The sequence below is a fragment of the Halalkalibacter flavus genome (genome assembly GCF_036663575.1).
Lineage (GTDB): Bacteria > Bacillota > Bacilli > Bacillales > Bacillaceae_D > Halalkalibacter > Halalkalibacter flavus.
Genome location: NZ_JAWRVK010000002.1, coordinates 115,827 through 141,634, shown reverse-complemented (window position 1 = coordinate 141,634; position 25,808 = coordinate 115,827). Strand labels below are relative to the sequence as shown.

The window sequence follows — 25,808 nt, the reverse complement described above, 5'->3', positions numbered from 1 at the left end:
CATTATTTTAATAAATTTAGAAGAATAGAAAAATGTTTGCCAATTTAGTGTTTTGTATAAACTTAATAAGTGGAGGTGCTACGAATGAATCTACAAATTAATATGCAAATGATGACAGTAATTGGAGCTATATTGATCACGCTCATTGCGGTAGTGAATTGGATTCGTCTTAAAAGTAAACATAATGATTTTGCTGAGCTTCTTCTTGATCAAATAGAGCATGATTTGGAGTTAAGGAAAACTCTCGCAATGGGATTGTATATGCGCTTTAAAAAAGAAGAGTCTAGTAGTACCACGACATATAGCTCGAACTTTTTAAAGGAAGACCCTCTTTCTTTTGAACATTTTGTCGCTGATATTATTGAAGCTAAGTATGGGGGAGAGATGTTTGTAAGTAAAGCAAGTGGAGACTTTGGCGTGGATTTTGAAAATAGGAGAGAGGATGGCCTTTATATGGGGCAGGTAAAATGCACGAATAAAGATGTAAACTTTGAAGCCATTGCACTCGTCCATTCAAATATGGAGAAATGGGGAGCTGTTGGGGGTTATGTGATTACAACGTCAAGTTTTACAAAAAAGGCAGTTGAATATGCGGATGGATTAGGAATCGAATTAATAAATGGGGTGGAATTAGTTACGATGTGGCTTGAAACGATGGAAAGTGATACGGCCTATTTAAAGCAGCTAAATCCATCGGATATTTAAAATGGGTGAAAGAGTGAGATAAAGAAGGGGGAGAGGGGATCTATGGAGCTAATTAGCAGCCGTGAGAAGTGATACCATACCACTCACGGCTTTACAAGTTGGCCCATTGCTGTTTTTTTAATTCCAGTACTTAGCTCTGTAGCGGTCTACCTGGGCTTGAACATGATTGTCATGAATAATTTGCTGTAACTCTTGTTCCGTATATTTTCTTTTATGAATTGTTATTGTAAAAAGTAGAAAGTGAAACGTCATACCCATTCCTCCTTTACATATAGCCTTATAACTAAAGGATATAGCAAAAGGAAGAGAACGTCTTCGTACTAGATGCTGAAATTCTCTACGACTTAAGGAGGAGGTGCAGAATAGGGTGGGCACCTCCTTTAGCAAATTCGTTAACTTACTACAAGATGAATTTTAATGTTTTGAATTTAATACCACAATCACATATAATACTATGTTTAAGTTGTTTTATTATCGATTGACACTGCGGACAAACTGTTTTCTTAGTTGACATAAAGTTCACCTTTGCTCATCATATTTAATGTTGCTAATTAAATAATAACATTTATCAAAGAGAAGTAAACATTAAATTGTAATTAATTTAAATAACAAAGAAAAAGTAACGATGCGAACATCATTACTTTTAGTGATTACCATAGGACATCTAGAACGTTTCCATCAAAAATATTTGTATCAATGTTACACGCTTCGTCATCAAGACCGTATTGCCAACCACCGATTAAAGCTCCATCAGGGTAACTAGGATTATATGCTGGCGCATTTTCTTCTGTGGTAATGCCTTCATTTGGAGCTGCGGTCCATACATACATTTCATCTAGAATACTAGGATCAGAATCTATAGCGGCTTCAAATGCTACATACAGTTCTTCACTTGGGTCAAAAATTCCGTAGATTCCAGAACTGTATTCTGATTCAGAGACAATATCATGCCAACCTTGGATAAACTCCGAATCAATAGGATAAATTGGTTCTACATTAGCGAATAATGCTACCCCTTCAGGTATCCCGAAGTCTCTTGCCATTTCAAGCGCTGCATTTGCATGGTCTTGCCCATGTTCAAATACTGTACCATCGTTAAAGTGGTTATATATCACAAGGATTTGGATGTTTTCGGAATGGAGCAAATCAACCTCTTCAGTGGTTAAGCCATACGAAGCTCCTTCATTCGTACCTAAATAACGGCCCCACACCTCGGGGTCACCAAAGTTATTACGAACGCAAGCAAGCATATCTTCTGTAGTAATACTGGCTGAATCAACACCCCATACCGTTTCAGGGGATTCTTCGTTTCCGTTCCCATTCTCTCCGTTCTCAGATCCATCGCCGTCTTTTGTTGTATTTGTAATATGATTATTTATCTGATTTGTTACGTTTACATCAACACTAACGTTAATATCATTTCCGATGCTATTTGTGATATCATTGCTGTTACTATGAATGTTATTGTCGATGGCATTATCAACATCTGCACTTTCTGCGTCAATGTGATTTTGAATTGTATTATTAACTGAGGATTGGGTAGAGATAATCTCATTTGTCACATTATTTTCTACATTTGAGCTAGAGGAGTTAATGTGATTTTCAAGAGAGTTATCAACTTCTCCATCATTTGCATTAATTGAGTTATCGACATGATTTGTGACATTGCTTTCTTTGGACTCATTGTCACCGTTACTGTAATTTGATGATTCATCCTCAACTAAATCGGTGTGTTCTACTTGTGAGTCATCGGAAGAAGCAGTAACTGGTACAGGCGTATTCGATTGACTAAAAAAGGTAAGGGAGAAAAGAAATAAAAGAGAAACGACCCCAAGAACGATAAATGATACGTTTGATCTATTTTTCACTTTTTCACCACCTTTGTTATTCGAAAGTATCATACGTAATGAGACAGATTTAGGTGAAGGAAATAGGCATTTACCTTGGATAATTGATGTGATTGAACGAAAAGGAGACTATAATTGAAGAATCAAAGGTGAAGAAAGTTACACTTGTAAATACATATATGAAGTAGGAGGAGGAATTTGAGGTGCAGCTTGAACGAGTGATTTGCGAAAAAAGAACGTACTCGAAACAATTTGATACACATGACCATACATATGGTCAATTATTGTTTCCCCTTCAAGGAGAAATGCAAATAAAAGTGTATGAACAAGAATTTCAGCTTGAAAATGAGTTCTGCTTCTACCTCCCACCAGGGTGTTTACATACATTTCGTGCGATTAATACGAATGAGTTTTTAATTGTTGATCTACCGGACCATTTATTAATAAATGGGGGAGGTCAATCCTATGGGAAATATATGAAGTTAAATGAACAGTGGCGATCGATTCGTTATTTGTTGCTTGAAGAGCTACAAAATAAAGGTTCTTCTTCTGCTTCGTTAACTTATTTAGGACGCTACATTAGTGAAAAATTAAATAAAAAAACAGAGAAATCAGTTCAATATATCCATGACCACTATGCGGAAAAAATTACGATTGAGGAGTTATCTAGGCTAGAACACTACCATCCATCCTATTACACAAATTGGTTTAAAAAAGTAACTGGCTTGAGTCCAGGCGCCTATATTCAGTGGGTACGATTAGAGGAAGCAAAACGACTGTTGGTTCAAACAACGTTATCAATTACAGAGATTTGCAAAGAAGTTGGTTTTGAATATCCTTCATCTTTCACACGAGCTTTTATTCGGAATATAGGTATTTCACCACAAATGTATAGGAATAGCTTTAAAAAAGGTAAATAAGACATTAAAAAATGTAATGCAGCCTTTTTTTGAAGAGGTACAATAGATAAAGCAAGTACTTCTTTAGGGGGAAGATAAATTGAAGAATGTTTCCGTATTGTTAGTGTTAGTTGCTGCCATGTTATGGGGAACAACGGGTACAGCACAAACTTTTGCTCCTGAAAATGCAAATCCAGTTGTAATTGGAGCCGTTCGACTAGCGGTAGGGGGTCCTGCACTGCTGTTATTTGTTGTCTTTCAAGGAAAATTAACGTTAAAAAATTGGCCAGTCGGTGTAACGCTTGTAGCTGCATTAAGTATGGCTGCATATCAGCCCTTGTTTTTTCAAGCGGTGTCGATGACAGGAGTAGCAATAGGGACAGTGGTGGCAATTGGTAGCGCTCCGATTTTAGCTGGTATTTTAGAGTGGCTTGTCAGAAGGCGGTTGCCAAATAAAAAGTGGTGGTTGGCTACGGTGGTGGCAATTACAGGAAGTTTGCTCCTTTTTACAAATACAAATGAGAGTGAAATGAGTATCAGTCCTCTTGGAATCATTATGGCACTTGGAGCAGGAGTAGCCTTTGCCATATATACACTTGTTAGTAAGCAGTTACTAGAACGACACGCGTCCGAAGTAGTTGTGGCAATTGTATTCACCCTAAGTGCATTCATGTTAACGCCGATTCTTTTTATATATGACTTATCGTGGTTGCTTCAAGTGAATGGAGTAGGAGTAGCTCTACATCTTGGCATTTTTGCTACTGCTATTGCGTACCTCCTCTTTGTCCGCGGTCTTACTGGGATTACAGCCTCTTCTGCGGTAACTTTCTCACTTGCTGAACCGTTAACGGCAGCTATGCTTGGAGTCTTTCTCGTCGGAGAATATTTACCGTTATTGTCATGGGGTGGTGTTGGATTGTTATTTGTAGGGCTTGGAGTCCTGTCCTATACGCCAAAAAAGGCGCCATCAAAAGAAGTAGATAAGCAAGTATCTAGTTACCGTGAATGAAAATGCGTCTAGATACCGGACGCATTTTTTCTATGATTAATGATAAAATTTCACCTCGTCATGGTCATCTCGATTTCTTGTTTGGCCGATTCCTTCTTCAGCAACTTTTATTCGAAATTTCTCATATAAATACAACGCTAGCATTTCAAATCTCTCTTGATCCGGCATATCGTCAACCAACTTTTTTATATCTCTATCATTGAAATCATGCAGAATTCCGTTAATAATGATTAGCGCATCTTCTTCATCCCCAGTTAAATGATTTTTATATAGTTCATACAATTCATCAACAAATTTCATTTTATTTTCACTCCTGCTTATTATGAAAGATACTGTTAGGGTGAGTTGAACGAACCGCATTTATTCCTAAATTTTTACTAACTTCCAATTGCTCACTAATGAAATAAACAAATAGCCCATGTAAGATAAAGTGGGAGGTGGTGCATATGTTTATTTCGCCAATGTTGTTACAAGAGTCAACGTCTCCGCCCGAAGATTATGCAAATGTCATTACTGAATTAAAATTAGATGGGGTTCGGCTAATATATAGTAACGTATCGGGAACCCCAAAATTATTTACTAGACATAGTCTCGAGGTCACTCATTTATTTCCAGAAATTACAAAGCTTCCTCTTCCAAAAGGAATTATTTTAGATGGAGAACTCATCTCAGTAAATTCAGAGAACAAACCAGATTTTCCGCGTTTGATGGAAAGATTTAGATCCGATAAGGTGAATGCAACAATTCCAATACAATATGTAGCTTTTGATCTGTTATTCTATAAAGGGAAACAAATTACTCAGCTACCACTTATAAAACGGAAAACATTATTAAATGAAGTTATCCCAACAGATACAATCACAATTGTGACTTCTCAATGGGTAGAGGGCAATTCTAAGACGTATTTCGATGTTGTAAAAGAATACGACCTTGAAGGGATTATTGTAAAAAAACCGCAATCGAAGTATCAAGCGGGAAAACGTTCAAAAGACTGGTTAAAAATTATAAACTATAAATACGGAATGGGAAAACGTTCTGAGCTGGTCGGAAAAGAGACAGGACTTCTCCTATATAATCAAGTAGGATACAAGTTACAGCATATGGAGTTCAAAACCCAAAAAAATAGAGAGAAGCTATATGAAAAATATCGACAGTTTCTCAAAAATAATATTAGTTAAAAATTGACTCCGGTGTATCAAAGGGAGTCAATTTTTAATTTATAATTATCAGATTGTTAAGACTATACATATGCGTCTACAGATGATATGATGGTATTAGTGAAAATGATTATAATTATCAATTGGTGAATAGGAGAAAGGCCATGCGGAAAGTCTATTTCTGTAAAGAGAATGAGTTCAAAACAAAGAAAACATACAAGACTCTTAAAGGAAAGTATCCTGAGGTAACAATTAAACGAAAAGGTTGTCTCGGTAAGTGTAAAACGTGTAAGAGCTGTCCATTTTCTTTGGTCGATGGAAAAGTAATTTCATGTGAAACTGGAGATGAACTGTATAAAAAGTTAAATAAACGGCTTAATAAAATATCCATATAAAAGATCTTACGAAAAGCTGGAAACCTCTGTTTAGGTTTGCAGTTTTTTTTTGATGGATTTAAAATACATGTTAGATAATCTTACATCATGCGCTTTTTTGTTTGAATATTCAGTTAAGATGAATTGAGATACGTTTTACCTATTTCAATAGTGAAAAGGGGTTGAACAAATTGTTTAAACAATCGGGAGAGCAACTTTTACAGGAAAAATACAATACTGAAAAGCGTGCTAAGGCATTTTATAACAATCAGATGTTATCTTATTTAAATGAAACGATGAAGGAATTTATTGAAGCACAAGAGATGATGTTTATTTCAACTTCTGATAGAAGTGGGAAATGTGATTCATCCTTTCGTGCAGGTGAAGCAGGATTTGTCAGAGTGATTAATAAAAATGTGGTTATGTATCCGGAATATCGGGGCAATGGCGTCATGGCAAGTATGGGTAATATTATGGAAAACCCTCATATTGGTTTAATGTTTATTGATTTCTATCATAGTCGCTACGGTTTGCATGTGAATGGGAAAGCTTATATATGCGAAAATAAGGAATTAGATACCCTACAATTACCAAAGAAGATGAAGGAAGATATTCTACTAAGAGAAGGAGAAAAAGCGGAGAGATGGGTTGTTATTGAAGTCGAAGAGGCATTTATCCATTGTTCTAAGCATGTCCCCAAATTACAAAAAATAGATAACCTAAGTAGTGGTTTGAAAAATATGAAGGGAGGAGATTTTTTCAAAGTGAAAGAAAGTAAAAAGCAGGTTAGAGTTAACCGCTAATGGAAAAGGCTGAAATAAAAGCTTCACTATTGCTAAAAGAATAGTGAAGCTTTGTTTCAGCTTTTTTTAGCATTAAGCATTCTGCTCATGAAAAGTAAAAATTTCTAGTAAATCATGTTTGTTTGTAATTACATCTGCTAAAGTATATTTATCGAGAACACTTAAATAAGCTTGAAGTGCCTCATTTAATGCGAACTTTAATTTACAAGCAGAGCTGATAATGCATGTGTTATTTTTCCGGTCAAAACATTCAACAATGTGTAAGTTCTCCGTTTTTCGAACAACAGATCCAATATTAATATCTTTTGGATCTAAAGCTAATTTGATCCCGCCATTCTTCCCTCGAATCGTTTTAATTAATCCGAGTTGACCTAATTCATAAACAACTTTACTCATATGGTTATTAGAAATGTTGTAGATTGTTGCTATATCCTTAATCTTTGCCAATTCAAGGTTATCTCTTGTACTTAAATACAAAAGAGTACGTAATGCATAGTCAGTATAACTAGTTAGATGCAAGGGACTCACTCCTATTAACACGATATTGTTATAGTAAGAACGTATTCATAAGCGCAAATTCAACCTTCATCCCGAAAGAACAAAGGGTTACGCTTCCTTATACACCCATCGTACATGAAATGGAGAAGATTGTCTGTAATTTAGTATCAATTAGTTAAGGATAAACGAAAAAACTGTGTCAGATTAAATAACATTAAAATAATTTTAATTGAAAGTGAAGTTAAGAAGAAAGGAGAATAATGGAGAGCACTGAAAAGGTAAAACTGGAGACCATTGAAAAAGCTCTTGAAAGTTACTCAAGGAAGCTGCAATGGCTCCACACGTTGCGCGCCAGCCATGGGAAACCCACTCATAGCTGGCTTTAAAAAATTGAAACGGTTCCGCTCATTGCGTAGAAGGCACTGAAAATGGGGAAACTACCCTTTTCCAGTGCCTGTGATGAACGCTCAAAAATAGCTTGTAAGACAGAAAAGAAGCTTGCTTAATTAAGAAGAGTGAATCGACACTTTGATTTGCCGTAATCTTTTGTCATCGGATGCTTCCACTTGGAGGTCCACATGTTCATATGTGAATTGCTCCCCCTCCCTAGGAATGCGCTCGAATCTCTCCGTTAACCAGCCGCCCAGAGTGTGGTAAGAAGAATTAGGTAATTCTACATCTGTTAACCTCGCAAAATCATCAAGAGGAAAATCGGCAGAGATAACATACGTATGTGAGTCAAGTTGGCTAAAGGGTTTTATCTTTTCATCGTGTTCGTCCCAGATTTCTCCGACGATTTCTTCTAGTATATCTTCGAGGGTGACAAGTCCAGCAGTCCCTCCGTATTCATCAATCACAATCGCCATATGTGTTTTTTGTATTTGAAGCTGTGGTAATAAAGTTGATACTTTCATTGATTCAACTACAAATAAAGGATCACGTAAAAGATCAGTAATTTGCGTTTCGCTTTTTATAAGTAGTGATTTTAGAAAATCTTTTTCCGAAAGAATACCGACGATGTTATCAATGCTTTCTTCAAAGACGGGAATGCGAGAATAATGTTCACGGAAGAATACTTCTTTGATGTCGTCAATCGAACTTTTCACGTTTATCGCTACAATGTCTGTTCTTGGTTTGATAATTTCTGCGACAATAATGTCATTAAATTCTAGTGAACGGTGAACAAGTTCCTTTTCGTGACTTTCAATAACTCCCTCTTCTTCGCTAATGTTAATCATTACTTTGATTTCTTCTTCCGTCATAGAAGGATGATGCTCCTTTTTCCTTATAAACCTTGAAACCCCTTTGCGCAATTGGATAAAAGCCCATGTAATTGGTTTAAATATAGTAATCAAGAGAGTCATGATTCCTGATGTTTTCAAAGTATAGGACTCAGCATATTCTTTTGCAAATGACTTAGGTAATATTTCACCAAATATTAAAACGAGAATAGTCAACACAACAGTACTAATAAAAACCCCCATATTAGGACCAAACAATTGTATAGCTAACTGCGATGATAAGGTTGCAGCTGCAATGTTTACTAAGTTATTACCAACTAAAATGGTAGATAACGCCTCATCAAAATTGTTTGAAATATGTAAGGCTTTTTTGGCACCTCTAAAGCCTTCATCGCTATAATTTTTTAAACGTATTCTATTTACACTTGAATATGCAGTTTCAGCAGAAGAAAAAAAAGCTGATATAGCTAATAACGAAATTAATAAGATTATGATACTTATGGGTACTTCAGACAAGATATCACTCCTCCTAAACAGATAAAGAAGGCTTAGACAATTCAAATGTAAAAATAATTACTTACGTAAAGTATTCCCAACTTCAGATTGTATTAATAAACAATCACACAGAAAGAAGCCGTTTTTCCAAATAAAGTATGGATATAATAGGAGAAACCACTAACATTATTGCACGTTTAATGAAAAGCTCGAATCTTCATTTTTTCTACATAAATTACAAGTGTGATGTTTCGTGTAGACATTTCTGCAGTCGAGAGGAGTATGAATAATGAAATTCACAAGAAAAGTTTTGCTTGCCAATTTGTTAGGTGCAGGAATCATACTAGCAGGTTGTGCTAATGATGAAACAAGTGAACATCATCATGAGGACCATCAGGAAATAGAAGAGCATCACGAACATGAAAATCATCATTCTAGTAACAACTCACGAGAACAGGTGGAAAGTGATGGGGAAAGGGAGCCTAATGCTTTTAATGAAAATGCCATGAACGGTCTTGTTGTAGAAAATACGAAAAATATTACACGAATTAATGAGGAAGATCCTGTAACTGCCTCAATATTCGTATCACAAACAGTATGGCCCGCAACGCATGAGCAAAATCAACCAGGAACAGTTATTTTGGCTCCAGTTGATGACTGGCAATATTCGTTAGCTGCATTAACGTTGGTTCATCACCCGAATGATGGTCCATTGTTATTTGTTGATGAAGAAATATCGGATCATGTGTTAATGGAGATTAATCGCCTACAGCCAAAAGGGAATGACGAAGGAACGCAAGTGTTAGTCATTGGAGATTATGATGAGAAAGAGTTAAGCAAATTGAATGGATTTGAAGTAAAACAAATTGTCGGTGAAAACCCAGCTGATTTTGCGGAAAAAATAGAAGAATCTTTTTTTGAAACGATCGGTCATGTACATCAAGCTGTTATTATTGGATCAGCTGATGATGCTGCTAAAGGATATACGGTCCCAGTTGGCAACTGGATCGCTCATATGAACGAATCACTTTTATATGTAGAGGCAGATACAGTCCCACAAGAAACAATAAAAGCATTAGAAAAGCGTGAAGGAAAAGCAGAAATTTACATTGTTGGTCCAGAGGAAATTATATCTGAAGAAGTAGAAAGTAAACTTGAAGAGTACGGAACGGTTCAACGCATTTCCGGTGATAACGAAATTGAACAATCTATTGCTTTTTCTTCTTTTAAAGATGATAATAACTTCGGTTGGGGAATTACAACTCCTGGTCATGGATTAGTATTTGTATCAACTGAAAGTCCTGAACTTGCTATTGCAGCCGCTCCGTTTGCACATTTAGGAAAGCACGCACCGATGGTATGGTTAGAAGATGGGGAAGTAACGAAGTCGTTGTATGAGTATTTAGCAAAGTTAAAACCAGCCTTTACTACAGATCCAACGGAAGGACCATATAATCATGGATATGTACTTGGATCATTTGACCTAATTCCATTTCAAACGCAAGGAATCCTTGATGAAAAGTTAGAGATTGCTTCTTTGGAGGGAAATGATCATGCACATCAATAATTAAATATGAAAAGGAAGGTAAGGTACAATACAATTTCCTTCCTTTTCACTTCTTTTTAAACGCTCTTTAAAAAAAGGGGATTAGAATGAAAAAGCTCTTAATAGTAGACGATGAAGTTCAAATGCAGAAGTTAATTGCAGTTTGCTTACAAGAAGAAAATTATATCCTTGATACAGCCTCTTCTGGTAAAGAGGCTATTTACGTGTTAAGACAAAATGAATATGACTTATTACTATTAGATGTAATGATGCCAGGAGTAAGTGGGTATGAAGTCTTACAAAATATAGAGAAGGAACATGCAGCACTACCTGTCATACTTTTAACGGCACTAGGAGAAACAGAAGATGTTGTTAAAGGGCTAAGTTTAGGAGCAGATGATTATATAACGAAGCCCTTTGAACCAAGTGAGCTTAAGGCACGAGTTCAATCTGTGTTAAGAAGGTTCCAAAAAGCAAATACAAGAGAAAAAGTGACTAACCTGCATGGAATTACATTAAATGAGAATCAGAAACTATTTATGATAGACGGTCAGATCGTTGGTCTTACAAGAAAAGAATATCAAATACTTTTGCGCTTATTTTCAAATCCAGGTCAAGTATTTACACGAGATCAGCTATTAGAATTGGAATGGGATGATTTGGGAGAAAGGTATGATCGCAACATTGATACTCATATTAAAAACATTCGAGAAAAATTAAAAGATACAGGCTTAGAAAAGAGGATCATCGAAACCGTTTGGGGAGTCGGTTATAAACTATCACAACCAGAGTATGTACAATGAAACTTTCAACTAAGTTAATAATCCTTGTCTTTGTTTCATCTTTAATCGGTATTGTTTCGATGAGTGTAGCTTTTTATCAAGTGTCAAAGACTTTCTATAAAAATCAGCTCCAGCAGGATATAGAATTCCGAATGCAAGCCCACCTGGATGTTATTGAAGATGATTTTTCACACCATACACTTCACCATGTTGTTCTAATGGAGAAAAGAGGTTCAGAAAGTTCTTTTATTATTTTCGATCAGAATTTTGGAGTGATCGATCATTCATACCCAATTGATTCTGAAAGGCTTATCTTTTACCGAGATTGGGTTAGTCAAGTAGGAACATCCAAAAAAACAGAATTTGTTGAAACCGTTGCTCATCACATTCCGCATATTTGGGCTGCGGTTCCTATTAAGCAAAACGCTGCGGTTGTTGGCTACTTGTTTATTGATCAAGATACAGGAGAGTTTGAACAGGCTAAATCACAATTGTTATTCATTCGATCGTTATGAGTTTCTTTTTACTGCTGTTATCAGGTCTTATCACGATTTATTTATCAAAAAAGTGGACAGACCCGATAGTGAAAATTCGTAATTCAACAAGAAAAATTGCAAAAGGGGACTTTGAGGTTCAGTTAAAGGCAAAAGGAAAAGATGAAATAGCTGATTTGATGAACGATATTTCGTCGATGGCTGAACAATTGAAGGGTTATAGCGACTCCAGACAACAATTTTTATCAAATGTCTCCCATGATCTTCGCACCCTTTAACCTATATCAAGGCGTATGCTGCGATTTTGAAAGACAAAAATGATGTGAGTGCTGATATCGGGGACCATTCAAAAGTGATTTATCAAGAAGCTGTCAGGATGGAACGTCTAGTGAATGATATCTTTCAGTTAATGAAACTAGATGAAGGGAAATTTACGATTGAAAAAGAGAACTGTAATTTAATTGAAATAGGTAAAAAGACGATTCAAAAAGTGAAAGTAGCTGCTTCTGCAAAGGAGCTTCATTTAGACTTTTTATACGAACCTAATGAAATCATGGCTACAATTGATCCAGAACGTATGGAGCAAATTATCCTAAACTTATTAAATAATGCAATTCGACATACTCCCCCAAATGGGAAAATTACGTTAAAAATGGAACAGAATGAATCTGAAATTTCAATTACCGTACAAGATAATGGTGAAGGCATTCCTTCTAAAGATTTAAATTATATTTGGGAACGATTTTATCGTGTGGATCAATCACGATCAACAAAGCATGGGGCAGCGGTCTTGGATTAGCGATTACGAAACAATTGGTTACGCTTCATGGAGGTGAGATTAAAGTTAGAAGTACGTTAGGAGAGAGGACAATCTTCACAATTATTTTAACAAGGAATTAAAAAAGGAAGGGATCTTTATGAGGAAGATAACGTTAACGGTCATATTAATGCTGTTTTTGACTGCGTGCGGTCAGTCGGACGAAGTTGAATCATTTATGCATGTTCATGGACTAGAGTTTGACAAGGAGGGGAATAGTTTCTATCTAGCTACACACCACGGTTTAATTCATGTTGATAAATCAAGTTGGAAACAAGTAGGGGACGAAACAGAACATCATGATTTAATGGGATTCACGATTTTAGAAGATGGACAAATGATTTCAAGTGGTCATCCTAGTTACCGATCGGAGCTTGAAAATCCTTTAGGGATCATTGTTAGTCAAAATGAAGGGGAAACCTGGGAGCCGATCGCTCTTCATGGTAAAGTGGATTTCCACGTTCTTCATGTAAGTAGGGAAAACGAACGGATTATGTATGGGATTGACTCTTATCATTCTGAATTATATCGTACAGCAGACGGCGGGCATGAGTGGCAGCAAGTTAATGCTAGTGGCCTGCCAGTACCTATTGGTGAAGTATATGCTCTTTCGTCTCATCCGCAAAATGCTGAATTACTTTTAGCTGGAACAGGTTTAGGAATATTTGTTTCAGATGACGGTGGTCAAAATTGGGCCGAGTATAACACAGAAATATTTTCAACTGCTTTTCAACAAGTAGGGCAATCGGGTGGTCTAATTGCCTACCTCTTTGGAGAGAAAGAGGGACTATATATCAGTGAAGATTTTGGAAATATGTGGAGTTCACTTAACTTACAATTAGATGAAGATGCAGTTACCTATATAAGTGTTCACCCGGTTTTTGAGAGCGAAATTATTGTTGGTACAAGCCAACAAAACATATATAGAACGATTAATCGTGGTGAAAGTTGGGAAGTGCTAGCTTCGGAGGGAAACCCAATTAAGGCACTTCAATGATAAATTATCACTAAGAGGGCTGCTCAATTACCGTGAGAGCCCTCACGGCCGCCTAAAAGCTAGTTTTATTTTGTGTTTTACAGCTTAAAATGGGGAACATTATTCTTATAAGATTAAAAGTGGTGATGGTATGACAAAGAAAATTATTGATTTGGCGAACCCAGAACTAGAAGATAAGATTAAAAAGGAACTCAAAGCTTTACGTTTTACGAAAAATTTCCGATCAGCTTCAGCTGAAGAGTGGTATGTATTTCTTGAAAGTTATCATGATCCTAAAACTGGAGGAGCGGCGGGAAAAGCAATTATCCATTATGATCTCCAAGGTAACCGTGATATTTATATTAATACAACGATCATCTTTGATGACCCAGAGCTTTATAAAGAAGAATTAGACCCGCTCGTTTACGCAATCGCAGATGAATTAGTTAATCGGCTTGTAGGTTATGCGAACACACTATTATCAGTTCACGCAGGTTCGAATTCCTATCAAGCTGAATATGTAAGATGAGGAAAAGGAGATTTGAGCCTAACGGCATAGAATCTCCTAACGAAGAATTTATAATTTTAGTTCGAATAAGCGACTAAATTTCCTATTTCTTCTGCATTTTCTTGAATCTCTACGGCATAAGCACTTTTTGCATGGCCATTTGCATCAATGTAATTTTCAAGGCCACCTACTCCGCGGTGATATGCGGTTAATGCATAATCCCAATCTTCATATTTATTATAAAGATAACTTAAATACTCAACTGATAACTGAATTGAGTAAAGTGGATCAAATAACAAGTCATCGTTATATGGCAATTCTGCCATTTCTGCAATCCAGGGTGCTGTATTTTTCATAAATTGAGCCATCCCATAAGCATGTCCAAAGCGAGTTTCTGGACCAACAAGGGTAGGATCAAAGGAGCCACCTGTTTCTGTTCTTAACAATTCATAAACGATAAATGGATCAATATCACGTTGTGCGGCAATTTCTCTGCAAGCATCGTAGATTCAACCCAAGTTTCATAAGTGAGAGTAACATCCGTTGCTTCAGAATTTGTAGCAAAATATTCTTCCAGTTCCTTCATTTCTAGCTTAGTTTTTTGTTCTTCTAATTCATTTTCAGTTTCTGTTATTGTTTGTTGTAATTTTGTATTTTCGAAATAAAGAACTCCAGCTAGGAAGGAAAGTAGTATGACTAGGCTGATTAAGGTAATTTTGCGCTTCATCATTGTTCCTCCTTAAAAATGTTTGTTGCCAACGACGTATATCGTAACGAAATCCGAACAGTTCCTCAACACGACAAAACATTCAGATATGATGGTAAGACAATGTTTGCTATGGTTTCTACTTCTAAATCAATTTTGTCCTTTTTATATATGCTATTACCTTTCAATTGCTTACAAATACACATATTTTACTGGGATAACTTTCCTGGTAAGGAGAAGGTTTCAAAAAGGAAAGGGAGGTGTCAGGATATTTATGGTGAAAAGCTGAATAAATTGTCACTAAGCTATCTTAACGAAATAAAAACATGAATGACTCTTTAGATAATTATGGGATTGTTCCAACAGAAACGTTAGGGTTAGTGAGAGCTCTGCTTGTACGACTTTACTTTCATTCCTTTCAGAAGATAACCTCCTTTAAACTTACGTGGTTCATAAGAAATGATAAATGCATGAGGTTCATATTCCTCAATCATATTAATAAGTTTTTGTTCCATGCTTCTTTTAGTCAAAATCTGCAATTGGTATCGGATACTATCCTTTCCCATTCCTTCAAAAACGGTTACTCCAAACCCTTCGTTACGAAGAGAAGAAATCAAGTCTGTGTTTCTTGTCAGCAAATTCACAGTGAGAGTTGTATAACCTAACGCTAATTTGTTTTCAATATATCCCCCAATATAAATACCTGCACCAAATCCGATAGCATATGTAAGCATCTCAGCAATGCTTTGTTCCCCGCTTAGTACAATAGAAAGACCAAAAATGTGTACTAACGCTTCTAAAAATCCAAAAGCTGATGCGAGTAACGTCATGTATTTACGACAAAAATAATCCGAAGTGATAGTACGGGTACTAAGATAATTTGGAGTAATAATATAAGAAAAATGCTATACATTTCTTATTTACCTACCTTCATACAAGACGTATTGTTAGATTTCCCTTTTTGGTAGTCAATATGTATTGTAGCCAGAATGTACCACTCATGTGTGAAATATTGGGCGTAAATACTAATAGAGGATAAGAAGGATAACCTTCTCTTCTTCTACAATTTTGATTAGGGGGTAATACGAATATGAGCAAGAAAAACCAGCAAGGAAAATATGATGATGTTGAGTATTCAGAGGAACTAGCTGACGCTGAAGACAAAGAAGCAATGGCTAGGATGGAGCAAGCCGATAAGCGTGCGCAAAAGAAACAAAGAAAAAATCAAAAATAAGAAAAGATGGGAGAGGTTAATTGATAAGGCCTCTCCCATTTCTTATAATTATCGAATGATAACAAAAGGTTATTTATTTAGCAAGAAAGAAGGAAGTTATGGCTGTATTCATTCCAGCTGAAAAAAATTAAATTTTAGTTCTTTGTTGTTAGTTTTTCATGTTTCATAAATTACTTTCATAAGTAATAAAGAGTAAGTTTTTATCCGAAGCAATATTATGTTTTTAGTTTTTAAAATTTTTAGATCAAATGAAACATTGGACTATTTATAACGTATATATAAAACACTCAATTTATAGATCAGGAAGAGGTTAATGAAAGCAGTTTTTTGTCTTTTTATATCTCGCTTTAGGGATGCCCTTTTTCTTTGTCGAATTTGTTGTACAAGTTGAATTAATGTATGTGATAGGAATATTATTTTGGAGGGGGCTATTTACTGTTATTATAGTCTTTTTATATTATCGTCAATTTGACAAATAGAGAAAGAAACGTTTACGGAAGCATGACTTATCCTTGCAATAGAATAAATAAATTCGACTCAAACTTGGGGGAGAGCCGATGATGCATATTATAAACTTGATAGCATGGTGTATATTTCTAATCATAACTGGTTTATTATTAGAATTAACAAATGGTTGGTATCATATTACCACATCAAAAACTCTCGATGTTTTTTCAGTTGCAACTCCAATAGCAATATTTATATTATTTGGAGTGCTACTTGCAAGCAAGCATTTAATTAAACAACATCGAATCTATGGGGAGTGGAAAATACAGTATTCAAAATTTATCTTGCTTGGTATCTTTCCAGTTATGTTGCTACTAGTTTTAGATATAACGCTCAATAAGGTAAATGCGTATACAGTAGCGAAATTTGATTTATATCCACTATCTATCTTAGTTTTAGTCATATGTGGTTACTATTCATCTCAAAGTTTGTATAAAGAATGAGAATAGTAGGTGAAGCTTTGATAAAATCAATACAAAGAGGGTGTCAAACCTTTTGAGATCCCCCTTAGGAATTTATGTTTATATAGAATTAGAATTTAGCCATGTTTACACAGTTCCCACTTTAGCATATTATCTATTCTGTTAACTTTCTTCCTTATTTTTTTCTAATACTTTTATTGATGGTTCGTTATCTTCCAGGCATTCAGCAATAATTTTATGGACGTGTTCAATTGAGAATGCCATTTGATGATTTCACGCACTGCTTCTGTAGCGAAACCATTTTGTTGAGCAGCTGGTAATATACCATAGCCGATTTCAATCGAATTTTCTTGATCAGGTTTGCCTTTAAAGCCAATATCCCCAATTACTTTGTTCGTTTCTTTATTAATAACTAACCATACACCCCAGCCCAAAAGGCTAGAATCTTGTTCAAGTTCCAGGAGATGACTTTCAATATGTGGTCCAATTTCATATGAAGAAGCTTGTGCCAATAAAATGGAAACTTTTGTACATGGAATTAGCGTAAGTCTTTCTGTTTGTAACTGCATTGTTTTTATTCTCCTTTGATTTTTTTTGCTATTCAGTAAGCAACACTATTTAGATAATCAAAGTCATAGCTCCTTTCCTTGTTATAAAACTATTTTAAAAGAAATGACAAAAATAACCAATAGAATTGTGGAATAATTTGGAATGAGGAGGAACTATGAAGCGCTTAATGTTCAAATATATTGTAATTGCTTAATAAAAGGGGTACGGTATAGTTGAAATGTTTTTATTGGAGGTTTAAAGAGTGGCGGATATTAAATTTGAAATTGTAGAAACGTTAGCTGTATTATCAGAAGGATCTAAGGGTTGGAAAAAAGAGTTGAATTTAATTAGTTGGAACGGTCGAGATGCTAAATATGATATAAGAGACTGGGCACCTGACCATTCAAAAATGGGAAAAGGAGTAACTTTGTCAGAAGAAGAAATCGAAATCTTAGTACAAGCTTTATCAAAAAGAAAATAATGTGTTTTTTTATTAAGAGAGGTATCTGTTTTGAAGAAGCCACGGAAAAAGGTGAAAACCAACCTTTTTCAATGGCTCGATTAAGTAGAAATGGCTAATCACATTGCATAGAGGCACTGAAAAGGTGAAAGTCGACCTTTGATGTGTCCTCATTTTGAAGTGACTCTTTATTTTGGATAAAACTATAAAAAAACTGATACGAATGTGATGAAACGCACAGATAGTCGAACCGAATTCTATTTATGATTAACTTAACCAAATAGATTGGGGTTGCAGTATATACCTAATAAGAATTTAACTCTTCTCATTCATGTTATTTATTCGGTAAAGACTGCAAAAAATAAATGAAAGAGTGATTAAATTGGTAGCGAAAGAACTGATTAACATGAAAGAATATTTAAGAGAAGAAGTAAAAAACCATTATTATGTAGTTTGGGAACAGGTTGAGGTTTGCATAGACGAAACAGAATCAGCTTCAATTGAAGAATTTGTGAAAGTAATGTATGAACAAAGTGAAAGTAGTTCGCTTGTTCCAATGTATTCATTTCTAATTGACAAAACAAGTAGTATTGAAGATTCTTTAGCTAAAGTTAAGAGAGAATGTAAGCATATTTTTAAAGAACACGTTCTTGTTTAGAGGATAAATTTCAAAATGTAAAGCTCACGGTTATTGAGGGCACTGAAAAGGTACAAATCAACCTATTTCAGTGCCCTCTTGTTGTTGTGGGGCTCTTTTGTATGTAGCTTCATAATATGCCTCAAAGATATGATATGATGAACAGTAACAGTAAAAACCACAAATATAGTATTGTTTGGAATAGGTGTAAAAAATATTAGGATCAACTTTTTACAGCTTCAATACTTTGCTATGAGGGGTGTCTTAAAAGGTCTTTTAAAACATTGCTCCCTTAATTTTACTCTAACTGCATAGCTGTATTAACGCTTTACAATGATAGTATTCATTTATAAAATAAATAACGTTGAAGGGAGAGTGTATGACATCAAACAATACATCGGTAACACTGCGATTTTCTTTATAATATTAGTTGGAATTAGTGCTCTAATTGGATGGTATTTTGGTTTTCAATTTGTCAATGTGGCCTTTATCGTTGGGGCTATTTCATTGTTATTATCAACAAGTGGGCTTTCTAGTGAAGCGCACTTAGCAATGAAGACACTTGGTACTCATGTTCCACGTGAAGGTAATAAATTGCTTACACTAAATCCATTGTTACTCAGCTCATTGCTATTATTGGTCATAAGCTTTCTATATGCTTTAGTTAGATAGGAAGGATTAATACAAGTGTTCTAATTCTTTTGCTAATGCCTGCTTTCTCAAATTTCCATAAAAAAGACTCCAATTGGAGTCTTTTTTTATTACTTTTGAACGTTAGCAGCTTGTGGTCCACGAGCACCTTGTTCAATTTCAAATGTAACAGCTTGACCTTCTTCTAAACTTTTGAAACCTTCACCTTGAATTGCAGAGAAGTGTACGAATACATCGTCGCTACCTTCCACTTCGATAAAACCGAAACCTTTTTCTGCATTAAACCATTTTACTGTACCTTGTGTCATGATATTGCCTCCAACGTGGATTATCCACTATTTATTACTATCCTTGCCCATGCATAACCCCTCAAGACAAAACCACTTATTAAGAAAGTCTTAATTCTATCAGTGTATCCGAACAAAAATAATTGTTTTAATCATAACATCCATCTTATGGAATTGCAAGAACAATTCGCAATTGGGTTAAATAAGGGTTTTTTATGATTTTGAATGTCTCATTTCTTCTTCAAAGAAGAATGTACTTGGGTGTTCTAAACAAGTATAGGAGTATCTTTTCATATTTGGTACATAACTAAACTTGTTAATAGTAAGGGTCTCACCGGTCGCCTTTAGAATTACTTTCTCATTAGCTTGAAACTTATTTTTACTTTTCATGAAAAACCCAACTTTCAATATAATGTTTATTTATATGAAGAATCATTTCAATTGATTAATACATATAAAAAAAGTATCCTGTATTTGAATTAAGTTAAAATCTACATTTTTATATTATCTCATACTTATTGAAGTTATGTTCATTTTTATACTTTTTTCTCTATATAATTTGTTAATTTAGCTGTTATGTAGTAAAAATTGGTAACATAGGTTACACTTATTAATAAGGGAATACCCTTTGGTCTTCTGATGTGCAGACTCACCAGCAGAAGGCGTGAGACCAATCACGAAAGGATGACCACTATGACAGATACGGTTTATCAAGCAAAAGCAGGCGATGGTTTTAAGAGGACGGGTTTAAAGAGAACAAATTCTTTTTTTAATACTCCTCAAGAAGCGATAGTTGAAGCATTAGCATTAAAAAAGAAAATGGATACAATTTACAACAATGAAATTGAATGGGATTATAATTGTAAGATTACTGGCTCCGTTGAAAAGATGAGTTTTTTAAGAGGATATCTTGGAGGAGACCGAAAAACAAAACCTTTTTACTTACAAATCGTTTCTTTTGATTCAAAAGATAACACAAAATTATCTTCAACCACGGTTAGTAAAAAGATGAACTCAAACGATGAAAAAATCTTTAATAAAGTCATTAAGTTATTTAATTAGATAATTAAAGGAAACTCCACTACTTTTCTTACATATGATACAGCAAGTAGTGGGGTTTTTCATTCTTCCTCCAGAAAAAACGCATTTTATTAAAACCAACTTGACAGATGTGAATTAACAGAATAATATAACCATAAGAAATAAATATGTTGAACATAAGAAAATTAAATCGTGAAAGCTGATTGGAAATACCGAAGGCTTCTACTTTTATTTTTAAAAAGTAGAAGCCTTTTTTTATATTTAATTCATACTAAACTCATTGGTTTTATTGGTAGAGGGTTAGTTTATTAGATAAAAGAGAACAGGGGATGGATAAGGTGAACTTCGAAATTGTATTTGTGATAGTTGTAGTAATTGGGATGCTTATCTGTCTTATAAAAGAAGTAGCAAGACCAGATTTTATTTTGTTTTGTACATTAGCTATCTTGTTATTATCCGGAATTTTAACACCTGCGGATGCACTAAAAGGGTTTTCTAATGAAGGTATGTTAACCGTTGCTTTGTTATTTATTGTAGCAGGAGCTGTAAAACAAAGTGGGACTCTCAATCAACTTGTTGTGAAAGCTTTAAGCACGGGAAAAAGTCCAAGAATGTCTCTTATAAGAATGATGATACCGATTTCTGGTATGTCAGCTTTTTTGAATAACACACCAATCGTCGTAATGTTTACACCTGTTGTACGTAAATGGTGCAAAGACCGAAATATTTCTCCATCTAAATTTTTGTTACCATTGTCATATGCAGCAATCTTTGGTGGGACATGGACATTAATTGGCACGTCGACAAACTTAGTCATACATGGATTTATGTTAGAGAAAGGAATGAGTGGGTTTTCGATGTTTCAACTAGCAATAGTAAGTATCCCGGCAAGTATCGTCGGCATCTTATTTATGGTGACGATTGGGTACAAGATTCTACCTGATAGAAAAACATCTGAAGAGACATTCGATGAGAGTTCAAGAGAGTATCTTTCAGAAGCAATCGTTGAAACGCAGTCACCTTTAATTGGCAAGTCAATTGAAAATGCGGGTTTAAGGAATTTAAAAGGGTTATATCTTATAGAAGTTATTAGTAATGGAGAGCGGACTGCTCCTGTTCCTTCCTTTTATAAAATTAAAGAAAATGATCGTTTAATTTTCACAGGACTATTTAGTACGATCGTTGAATTACAGAATATCCGCGGGTTAACTGTAGAAACAGGTACAGATCTTAAATTAGAAGATTTGCAAAATGGAAGTGCCTCTTTAGTTGAAGCGGTTGTGTCTCATCAATCTAGCTTAATCCAAAAGACTGTTAAGGAGAGTAAATTTCGCAGTAAATATGATGCGGGGGTAGTAGCGGTTCATCGAAATGATGAGCGAATTAATAATAAGGTTGGGGATATTAAATTAAAGCCAGGCGATACGTTACTATTGTTAGCTAACAAAGATTTTCTTAATAGATGGTCTAGTTCAAATGATTTCTATTTACTCTCACCGATTGATGAACCAGAAATTATTGATGCAAAAAAATCGTATATTGCAATTATTACTTTAGTGTTGATGATTTTACTCGCTGCATTTGAGATATTGCCAATGTTTAAAGCTGCTGTCCTTGCTGTTGTAATCTTGTTCTTAACGAAGACAGTATCGTTTGAGGGAGCAAGAAAGTATATTCAATTTGATGTGTTAATTGTCATTGCTTGCGCGATTGGAATAGGAATTGCGCTAGAGACAACAGGAGCCGCAGAATTAATTGCTAATCAGTTTGTCCAATTGACAAAAGGATTCGGTATACTAGGTGCAGTATTCGTTGTTTATTTACTAACTAGCTTTTTTACAGAAATTATTACAAATAATGCAGCAGCAGTGTTGATGTTTCCGATTTCGCTGCATATTGCAAACCAACTTTCTATTGATCCGATGGCACTTTTTGTAACGATTGCCATTGCTGCTTCAGCAAGCTTTGCAACGCCAATTGGATATCAAACGAATTTAATTGTATACGGTCCCGGAGGATATCGTTTCTCTGATTATTTGAAAATAGGTATACCGCTTAATCTATTATATTTAATTGTGACGGTTGTAATCGTGAATTTTGTTTGGGTAATGTAACGTAACATGTGAACGCCGAGATTATTCACCATAACAATATTATGTAAACTAATTCGATTGTAATTCTTTTGAAAATGGTAAACTATGTGGTATTTTGTCAAACAAAATAGAAAAAAGGTAGACCTCTGAACTTTTTTTCAGTAAGATTAATTTTATATATAGAAAAAGGGAGAGTTAGTTATGCTGCAACAATCTAAACAATCTAGAATTCTTTTGCTCATTACTATGGTTGTTGCAATACTATTTATTTGTTTATTAATACTGAGAACCAGTTCTTTACTATATGACTCTGAGACTGTGAGCAGTAATCAGGATACCGTAAAAGTGGCTATCATTACATCAGACCAAGTTAACGACCAAAGTTGGGGTGGTCTAGCCTATAAAGGTCAATTGAAAATGGAAGAAAAATTCCCAGTAACCGTATCATTATATAGTGAAATATATTCAGATGAATTAATTGAAGCAACTATAAAAGAAACAATTGCAGAAAATACAGAAGTAATTATTGGCCACGGCCGAGAATTTTCAAATGTATTTACTAAACTAGCACCAATGTATATGGATACGCATTTTGTAACAATTCACGGTACTTCAGAGTATGAAAATCAGTCTGTTTATACTTTTAATCAAGGCAACATCGAACACATTGCAGCATTAGTCGCTTCGTTAAAATCAAAGAACAAAAAAGTTGGAATAATTGATCCTATTGAAGCAAGAGAAAGCAAAAACGATTTTAAAAAAGGGTTGAGTTACTATAGTCCAGACGCTTTGCTTTATTATCAGCTTGTCGGTAGCCGAGATGACGGGAAACGAGCTGTGGAAATTCTAGAAGAATTTATTGAAGAGGGAGTAGATGTTGTTTACTCAAAAGGTAATGCATTTAACCGAGATGTTATTGAACATGCCAAGAAGTATGATATTTATATTATTGGTTATCTCGATGACCAGTCCTATATTGCTGAAGATTTAGTATTAACTAGTGTCATTAATGATGTGTCGCAAGCCTATGTTTCAATTATGGAGGATTTCTTTTCGCCTGATGGAATTCCGACTGGGACAGTTATGTTAACAGATCAAGATGGTGTGTATAGACTTGCTCCTCTTGGCCCCATGTTTTCAGATCAAGAGAAACAACTTATTGATTCTGAATTAGAAAAAATACATCAATCCGAATAACATTTTTATAATAGATCGTTCGTTGAAGGAGGATTTATGATTCATTTTTTTAAAAAAATAAGTTTTCGTAGTAAAATTTTAACAATCCTTCTTTTAACAACGATTCTCTTAAGTAGCTTCTCATTTATTCTCATTCAATCGATTGAACAAATAAGTAATGTAAATAACGAAATAAATGAGCAAAACATTCCTGAATTAGTTTGGATTTCATATTGGGAAGATGAAATGCACATTAAGGGAAATATAGTTGAACAATTTCTATTGAATGATCTCTGTTGTGACTTAGTGGACACATATAATTCAGTCACTGTTACTACACAGAATCATTTATTGTCTGAACATACCGCAGTACCACCTGAATCTATTGAGTATCTCAAAACTGAAATTCTACTGCTAGATTTTAAGATGAAGAATTATGTACAGGGCTTGATTTCATTTGGTGATCATGTTGCAATAAGAAATTATATCGAAAGACAATTTCTCCCACATCATAGAGAAATTTCTAGTAAGTTGCAGCAAGCAAAAGAAAATGTCCTTATGTCTTTAACAGATCATTCAAATAATGTTTCTACCATTATTAATCAATCTTTGTACCTGTTGCTTTTCTTAACAATAGGAACGGTTATTATTTCTTTTGTATCAGCATACCGTTTAAGTGGAAGTTTGACGAAACCTTTAGAGGAAATGGTTCAGAAAGTTGACCGTATTGCTAATGGTGAGTACGGACTTACTATTCAATCTAGCAAACAAGTGGAATTTCAGAAATTAACTGGTTCTATTAATCAAATGTCTACGAAATTAAAAGATTCATTTCACAAAATTATTATGGATAAAATTTTCAGAGAACAAATTCTGAATTCGTTACCAGTTGGAATTATAACTGCTGATGAAGAAACGAAGAATGTAACGTATAACTATGCGGCAAACCATCTATTAAAAGAAGATAATCCTGAATACGATACTCAAAACCGTATGTTTTGGGATATTCTACATTCTAAAAAAATTATTAAGAACGTTAAAGTCCCTTATTATTCTCGGGATGCTGAACATGCATTATTAGTTTCTCAGTCTGAACTTCGAGATCAACATGCTAAGGTAATTGGTCGAATTTTTTACTTTGTTGACATTACAGAAACAGAAGAACTTGAAAAACGGATGCATCAGTCTGAAAAGTTGGCTTTGATTGGTGAGTTAGCCGCTGGAGCTGCGCATGAGATTCGTAATCCGTTAGCGGTCATTGATGGATTTATGTCATTAATGAATCAATCGTTATCTGAAACAGATACTAAGAAATTTCATATGCCACTTTTAATGAAAGAACTTGAGCGTATCAATTCAATTATTGAAGAATTGTTATTGCTAACCAAGCCGAGTGCGCCAGTATTTAATGAAATGATACTAGAGGATGTAATAAATGAAATCCTTCCACTCATAATGCAATCAGTAGCAAATGGAAAGGTAGATATTCAAGTGGATTTAGAACCTATACCTTTGCAACTTGATATAAAGCAAATGAAACAAGTGTTCCATAATTTGATAAGAAATAGTATAGAAGCTATTCCGAAAAAGGGAAAACTATCTATTTACTCTAGGAAGATTGAAGATCAGTATCAGATTTTTATAGAGGACAATGGTCCAGGTATTCCTGCAGACCTACAAGATGTAGTGTTTGATCCATTTTTAACTTCAAAAGAAAATGGGACGGGACTAGGTCTTACGATTGTGCAAAGAATTATTGATAATCACAAAGGGAAAATTAAGTTGCTTTCATCTTCCGAAAAAGGTACGGTTTTTAGCATCACTCTTCCGATAAATGGAGATAAATAAAGGGATAGAAATACACGATTAAATGTCAATATAACAATTTAAAAGA

General features: G+C 34.8%; 30 protein-coding genes and 2 pseudogenes. 22 read left to right on the top strand and 10 right to left on the bottom strand.

Annotated elements, in window-relative coordinates; translation table 11 throughout:
• Positions 1–84 precede the first annotated feature (84 nt).
• Complete coding sequence (locus SAY88_RS01970) at positions 85–705, top strand: restriction endonuclease (protein WP_332628862.1); 621 nt, start codon at positions 85–87, stop codon at positions 703–705.
• Between the two features lie 117 nt (positions 706–822).
• Here SAY88_RS01970 and SAY88_RS01965 read toward each other — a convergent pair whose 3' ends face one another.
• The gene (locus tag SAY88_RS01965; protein ID WP_332628861.1) at positions 823–957 is read right to left on the bottom strand and encodes a YrzI family small protein; all 135 of its coding nucleotides are present in this window, start codon (positions 955–957) and stop codon (positions 823–825) included.
• Between the two features lie 398 nt (positions 958–1,355).
• Positions 1,356–2,573 carry a glycoside hydrolase domain-containing protein gene (locus tag SAY88_RS01960; protein WP_332628859.1) on the bottom strand — a complete coding sequence of 406 codons (1,218 nt, stop codon included), beginning with the start codon at positions 2,571–2,573 and terminating at the stop codon, positions 1,356–1,358.
• Between the two features lie 182 nt (positions 2,574–2,755).
• Here SAY88_RS01960 and SAY88_RS01955 point away from each other — a divergent pair, with 182 nt between their 5' ends.
• Complete coding sequence (locus SAY88_RS01955) at positions 2,756–3,472, top strand: AraC family transcriptional regulator (RefSeq protein WP_332628858.1); 717 nt, start codon at positions 2,756–2,758, stop codon at positions 3,470–3,472.
• 79 nt (positions 3,473–3,551) lie between these two features.
• Entirely contained in the window at positions 3,552–4,460 is a 909-nt protein-coding gene (locus SAY88_RS01950) for an EamA family transporter (protein WP_332628857.1), read from the top strand.
• 36 nt (positions 4,461–4,496) lie between these two features.
• Here the strand turns inward: SAY88_RS01950 and SAY88_RS01945 are convergent, their stop codons facing one another.
• Positions 4,497–4,760, bottom strand: coding sequence for a DUF6154 family protein (locus SAY88_RS01945; RefSeq protein WP_250097286.1), 264 nt, complete (start codon positions 4,758–4,760; stop codon positions 4,497–4,499).
• Between the two features lie 146 nt (positions 4,761–4,906).
• Here SAY88_RS01945 and SAY88_RS01940 point away from each other — a divergent pair, with 146 nt between their 5' ends.
• The 3 genes from SAY88_RS01940 to SAY88_RS01930 all read left to right on the top strand — a co-directional run bounded on the left by SAY88_RS01940 (position 4,907) and on the right by SAY88_RS01930 (position 6,794).
• On the top strand, positions 4,907–5,638 hold the full coding sequence (locus tag SAY88_RS01940; protein WP_332628855.1) for an ATP-dependent DNA ligase: 732 nt from the start codon (positions 4,907–4,909) through the stop codon (positions 5,636–5,638).
• Between the two features lie 143 nt (positions 5,639–5,781).
• Positions 5,782–6,012 (top strand): DUF1450 domain-containing protein, encoded by a 231-nt coding sequence (locus SAY88_RS01935; RefSeq protein ID WP_332628853.1) that lies wholly within the window; start codon positions 5,782–5,784, stop codon positions 6,010–6,012.
• A gap of 170 nt (positions 6,013–6,182) precedes the next feature.
• The gene (locus SAY88_RS01930) at positions 6,183–6,794 is read left to right on the top strand and encodes a pyridoxamine 5'-phosphate oxidase family protein (RefSeq protein WP_332628851.1); all 612 of its coding nucleotides are present in this window, start codon (positions 6,183–6,185) and stop codon (positions 6,792–6,794) included.
• Between the two features lie 72 nt (positions 6,795–6,866).
• Here the strand turns inward: SAY88_RS01930 and SAY88_RS01925 are convergent, their stop codons facing one another.
• A complete protein-coding gene (locus SAY88_RS01925) occupies positions 6,867–7,313 on the bottom strand; it encodes an Rrf2 family transcriptional regulator (RefSeq protein WP_332628849.1) in 447 nt (148 codons plus the stop codon).
• Between the two features lie 485 nt (positions 7,314–7,798).
• Positions 7,799–9,049 carry a hemolysin family protein gene (locus SAY88_RS01920; RefSeq protein WP_332628848.1) on the bottom strand — a complete coding sequence of 417 codons (1,251 nt, stop codon included), beginning with the start codon at positions 9,047–9,049 and terminating at the stop codon, positions 7,799–7,801.
• Positions 9,050–9,317: 268 nt separating this feature from the next.
• Here SAY88_RS01920 and SAY88_RS01915 point away from each other — a divergent pair, with 268 nt between their 5' ends.
• From SAY88_RS01915 to SAY88_RS01880, 7 genes and pseudogenes are all read left to right on the top strand, one after another.
• Positions 9,318–10,595 carry a cell wall-binding repeat-containing protein gene (locus SAY88_RS01915; RefSeq protein ID WP_332628847.1) on the top strand — a complete coding sequence of 426 codons (1,278 nt, stop codon included), beginning with the start codon at positions 9,318–9,320 and terminating at the stop codon, positions 10,593–10,595.
• Between the two features lie 86 nt (positions 10,596–10,681).
• Positions 10,682–11,377 carry a response regulator transcription factor gene (locus SAY88_RS01910; protein ID WP_332628844.1) on the top strand — a complete coding sequence of 232 codons (696 nt, stop codon included), beginning with the start codon at positions 10,682–10,684 and terminating at the stop codon, positions 11,375–11,377.
• Positions 11,374–11,871: a hypothetical protein gene (locus SAY88_RS01905; RefSeq protein WP_332628842.1), complete on the top strand. Its 498-nt coding sequence runs from the start codon at positions 11,374–11,376 to the stop codon at positions 11,869–11,871. Before SAY88_RS01910 ends, SAY88_RS01905 begins: the two co-directional genes overlap by 4 nt.
• Before the next feature lie 68 nt (positions 11,872–11,939).
• Positions 11,940–12,128 carry a HAMP domain-containing protein gene (locus SAY88_RS01900; RefSeq protein WP_332628841.1) on the top strand — a complete coding sequence of 63 codons (189 nt, stop codon included), beginning with the start codon at positions 11,940–11,942 and terminating at the stop codon, positions 12,126–12,128.
• 44 nt (positions 12,129–12,172) lie between these two features.
• Positions 12,173–12,750: pseudogene (locus SAY88_RS01895) on the top strand (sensor histidine kinase).
• A 17-nt stretch (positions 12,751–12,767) separates the two neighbouring features.
• On the top strand, positions 12,768–13,664 hold the full coding sequence (locus tag SAY88_RS01885) for a F510_1955 family glycosylhydrolase (RefSeq protein WP_332628837.1): 897 nt from the start codon (positions 12,768–12,770) through the stop codon (positions 13,662–13,664).
• 130 nt (positions 13,665–13,794) lie between these two features.
• Complete coding sequence (locus SAY88_RS01880; protein WP_332628834.1) at positions 13,795–14,172, top strand: hypothetical protein; 378 nt, start codon at positions 13,795–13,797, stop codon at positions 14,170–14,172.
• A 56-nt stretch (positions 14,173–14,228) separates the two neighbouring features.
• Here the strand turns inward: SAY88_RS01880 and SAY88_RS01875 are convergent, their stop codons facing one another.
• The 3 genes and pseudogenes from SAY88_RS01875 to SAY88_RS01865 all read right to left on the bottom strand — a co-directional run bounded on the left by SAY88_RS01875 (position 14,229) and on the right by SAY88_RS01865 (position 15,770).
• On the bottom strand, positions 14,229–14,597 hold the full coding sequence (locus SAY88_RS01875; protein WP_332628832.1) for a transglycosylase SLT domain-containing protein: 369 nt from the start codon (positions 14,595–14,597) through the stop codon (positions 14,229–14,231).
• Entirely contained in the window at positions 14,591–14,881 is a 291-nt protein-coding gene (locus SAY88_RS01870) for a hypothetical protein (protein WP_332628830.1), read from the bottom strand. The genes SAY88_RS01875 and SAY88_RS01870 overlap by 7 nt, the downstream gene beginning before the upstream one ends.
• A gap of 353 nt (positions 14,882–15,234) precedes the next feature.
• A pseudogene (locus SAY88_RS01865) lies at positions 15,235–15,770 on the bottom strand (DUF2179 domain-containing protein).
• Positions 15,771–15,947: 177 nt separating this feature from the next.
• Between SAY88_RS01865 and SAY88_RS01860 the strand changes: the two are divergent.
• Both SAY88_RS01860 and SAY88_RS01855 read left to right on the top strand, forming a co-directional pair.
• Positions 15,948–16,091: a YfhD family protein gene (locus tag SAY88_RS01860; RefSeq protein WP_332628829.1), complete on the top strand. Its 144-nt coding sequence runs from the start codon at positions 15,948–15,950 to the stop codon at positions 16,089–16,091.
• Between the two features lie 557 nt (positions 16,092–16,648).
• Complete coding sequence (locus SAY88_RS01855) at positions 16,649–17,041, top strand: hypothetical protein (protein ID WP_332628828.1); 393 nt, start codon at positions 16,649–16,651, stop codon at positions 17,039–17,041.
• A 173-nt stretch (positions 17,042–17,214) separates the two neighbouring features.
• On the opposite strand, the gene SAY88_RS01850 is transcribed toward SAY88_RS01855, so the two are convergent.
• Complete coding sequence (locus SAY88_RS01850; RefSeq protein ID WP_332628827.1) at positions 17,215–17,589, bottom strand: GNAT family N-acetyltransferase; 375 nt, start codon at positions 17,587–17,589, stop codon at positions 17,215–17,217.
• Between the two features lie 242 nt (positions 17,590–17,831).
• Here SAY88_RS01850 and SAY88_RS01845 point away from each other — a divergent pair, with 242 nt between their 5' ends.
• From SAY88_RS01845 to SAY88_RS01835, 3 genes are all read left to right on the top strand, one after another.
• Positions 17,832–18,050 carry a YdbC family protein gene (locus SAY88_RS01845; RefSeq protein WP_332628825.1) on the top strand — a complete coding sequence of 73 codons (219 nt, stop codon included), beginning with the start codon at positions 17,832–17,834 and terminating at the stop codon, positions 18,048–18,050.
• 361 nt (positions 18,051–18,411) lie between these two features.
• Positions 18,412–18,687 carry a hypothetical protein gene (locus SAY88_RS01840; RefSeq protein WP_332628823.1) on the top strand — a complete coding sequence of 92 codons (276 nt, stop codon included), beginning with the start codon at positions 18,412–18,414 and terminating at the stop codon, positions 18,685–18,687.
• 354 nt (positions 18,688–19,041) lie between these two features.
• Positions 19,042–19,338, top strand: coding sequence for a hypothetical protein (locus SAY88_RS01835; RefSeq protein WP_332628821.1), 297 nt, complete (start codon positions 19,042–19,044; stop codon positions 19,336–19,338).
• Between the two features lie 89 nt (positions 19,339–19,427).
• Here the strand turns inward: SAY88_RS01835 and SAY88_RS01830 are convergent, their stop codons facing one another.
• Positions 19,428–19,625, bottom strand: a complete 198-nt coding sequence (locus tag SAY88_RS01830) for a cold-shock protein (RefSeq protein ID WP_250097305.1) — start codon at positions 19,623–19,625, stop codon at positions 19,428–19,430.
• Positions 19,626–20,297: 672 nt separating this feature from the next.
• Here SAY88_RS01830 and SAY88_RS01825 point away from each other — a divergent pair.
• The 4 genes from SAY88_RS01825 (at position 20,298) to SAY88_RS01810 (ending at position 25,762) form a co-directional block, all read left to right on the top strand.
• A complete protein-coding gene (locus SAY88_RS01825; protein WP_332628818.1) occupies positions 20,298–20,666 on the top strand; it encodes a hypothetical protein in 369 nt (122 codons plus the stop codon).
• Between the two features lie 317 nt (positions 20,667–20,983).
• Positions 20,984–22,759 carry an SLC13 family permease gene (locus SAY88_RS01820; RefSeq protein ID WP_332628816.1) on the top strand — a complete coding sequence of 592 codons (1,776 nt, stop codon included), beginning with the start codon at positions 20,984–20,986 and terminating at the stop codon, positions 22,757–22,759.
• A gap of 180 nt (positions 22,760–22,939) precedes the next feature.
• Entirely contained in the window at positions 22,940–23,935 is a 996-nt protein-coding gene (locus SAY88_RS01815) for a BMP family ABC transporter substrate-binding protein (RefSeq protein ID WP_332628814.1), read from the top strand.
• A 36-nt stretch (positions 23,936–23,971) separates the two neighbouring features.
• Positions 23,972–25,762, top strand: a complete 1,791-nt coding sequence (locus tag SAY88_RS01810) for a sensor histidine kinase (protein ID WP_332628812.1) — start codon at positions 23,972–23,974, stop codon at positions 25,760–25,762.
• Positions 25,763–25,808 lie beyond the last annotated feature (46 nt).